Below are 2,210 nucleotides of genomic sequence, written 5' to 3'. Positions count from 1 at the left end.
CGGGCCCTGGGCGTCAGCGTCGGCTCGGCCAACGTTTTCGCGCGCACCCTGGTCGAGAAAGGCTGGGTCAAGATCCAAAACTTTCGCACCAGAAAGGACTAACGGGCTTACGCCTACCTGCTCACCCCCCAAGGCTTCGAGCAATAGGCGCAGATCACCCGGCACTTCCTCAAGCGCAAAGAAGCCGAATACCTGGCCCTGGAAGCCGAAATTGCCCGCCTGCGTTTGGAGGTCGGTGCGCAGCGCGACCACGCGGTCGACGACGCCAGTTGACCGGTGGTTTCGACCGACCGGGCCTAGCCGACGGCCCGCACCTGGTCGACAAGGCTGTCGTGGAAGGTCAGGTCCGTTTCCGATGTTACGCTGGCGCCGTTCGCCGATCACCCAACCGATGCCGAAACAACCACCCCCGCCCGCCGTCCGGCGCGACGATTTCGATACGCCCTGGAAAGACGTACTTGACCGCTGGCATCGGCAGTTTCTCGAGTTTTTCTTCCCCGTGGCCGCCGCCGACATTGACTGGTCGCGCGGGTATGAATTCCTCGACAAAGAACTCCAGAAGGTCACCCGTCGCGCGGTCGTGGGTCGCCGCCATGCGGACAAGCTGATCAAAGTCTGGCAGTGCAGTGCAGTGGAGAGGAGACCTGGGTCTTGATCCACACCGAAATACAAGGCGACCGGGAGGTGGACTTCCCGCGGCGTCTCTACACCTACCACTCGCGGCTGACGGACCGTGACAACCGCCCGGTCGCCACCTTCGTGGTGCTGACCGACGATCATCTCAACTGGCGCCCCGTGCGCTACGAGCACGCGCTGTGGGGTTGCCGGGCGACCTTGGAGTTTCCCAGCATCAAGCTGCTGGATTATCGTGACCGCACGGCCGAACTGGAGACCAGCCCCAACCCCTTTGCGCTGGTCGTCTTGGCACATTTGGCGGCCACCGCAACCCGTCGCGACCCGGCCGCGCGGCTTGAACACAAAATCGGCCTGACGCGCCGACTCTATCGCCTGGGGCTGGAGCGGGACGACATCTTGAGCCTCTACGCCTTCATCGACTGGGTGTTAGCGTTGCCCGACGCCTTGGAAGAAGACTACCATCGGTGCATTCAAGCGATCGAGGAAGCCGAGCACATGCAATACGTCACCACTGCCGAGCGCATCGGGATTCAGAAAGGCCGTAAAGAGGGAGAGGCCGCCATGCTCTTGCGCCAGATCGCCCGCAAGTTCGGCCCGCCCACCGAGACGGTGCGCGAGCGCATCGAACGCGCCGACTCCGAAACCCTATTGGAGTGGTCCGACCGCATCCTGACCGCCCAGACCCTCGACGAGGTGCTCCACTAACCAAACGGCCAAACCACCTTGCCGCCGCGCCTCACCCGCGTTAGCATAGCCAGCCGCTTAAGGACTGAACAAATGTTGTGAACAGGTGACCTCGGCCATGCCCGCCACTGACAGGGTAGGGTGGTAGCGTGTCCGGATCCGTTCCAGCGCCCCGCACCGCCCGTCGCATGGACGTACGTCTGCACCGCATCGAGCACGCCGTCGGCCGTCCGACCCACCGCACCGACCCTGATCATCGATCCGGCCATTGGCCGTCGCGTAGCGACCCGGTGGGAGCGGCGTCCCGCCGCGCGTGACTCCGCTTATCCAGACAGCCCTTCGGTGCAGGGGCGGGTGTTATAGATAACCGGACGTAGTGGCGGGTTTCAAACCCGCCCCTACACCAAAGGGCTGTCTGGATAAGCGGAGTCACGCCTAGCCCCAGCGCGGCGGGACGCCGCTCCCACCGGGTCGCTACGCGACGGCCAATGGCCGGATCGATGATCAGGGTCGGTGCGGCGGGTGGGTCGGACGGCCGACGGCGTGCTCGATGCGGTGCAGACGTGCGTCCATGCGACGGCCGGTGCGGGGCGCTGGAACGGGTCCAGACACGCTACCGCCCTACCCTGTCAGTGGCGGGCATGGCCGAGGTCACCTGATCGCGATAATCGTTCAGTTCTTAAACTGACGGGCTATGCTAACGCGGGTGAGCCGCGGCGGCAAGGTGGTTTGGTCGTCTTGGTTTGGTCGTTTGCGCGGCGGGGGCGCACAGGCGCGGGAAACTGGATCCCCCCGGAAGCGGAAGGTCCCCCGTGGGAGCGGCCTGCGGCCGCGCGGCGCTGCCGCGGGGAGCGGCACTCGGCGCGGCCCCATCGCGGCCGCAGGCCGCT

General features: G+C 65.4%; 3 protein-coding genes. 2 read left to right on the top strand and 1 reads right to left on the bottom strand.

The window, feature by feature from the left end; genetic code table 11:
* The coding region (locus QZY03_RS01460) for a hypothetical protein (RefSeq protein WP_295577509.1) at positions 1-252 on the bottom strand (252 nt) is incomplete at its 3' end.
* A gap of 139 nt (positions 253-391) precedes the next feature.
* On the opposite strand from QZY03_RS01460, the gene QZY03_RS01455 reads away from it, so the two are divergent.
* Together QZY03_RS01455 and QZY03_RS01450 are read left to right on the top strand one after the other, a co-directional pair.
* A complete protein-coding gene (locus QZY03_RS01455) occupies positions 392-655 on the top strand; it encodes a hypothetical protein (RefSeq protein WP_295577507.1) in 264 nt (87 codons plus the stop codon).
* Complete coding sequence (locus QZY03_RS01450) at positions 652-1,341, top strand: DUF4351 domain-containing protein (RefSeq protein WP_295577504.1); 690 nt, start codon at positions 652-654, stop codon at positions 1,339-1,341. The genes QZY03_RS01455 and QZY03_RS01450 overlap by 4 nt, the downstream gene beginning before the upstream one ends.
* Positions 1,342-2,210 lie beyond the last annotated feature (869 nt).

Origin of the sequence: uncultured Lamprocystis sp. (genome assembly GCF_903933125.1) — a bacterium.
In the GTDB taxonomy this organism is placed as follows: Bacteria; Pseudomonadota; Gammaproteobacteria; order Chromatiales; family Chromatiaceae; genus Thiodictyon.
Note: the sequence above shows the minus strand (reverse complement) of the source record. Positions and strands in the feature narration are given on the sequence as shown.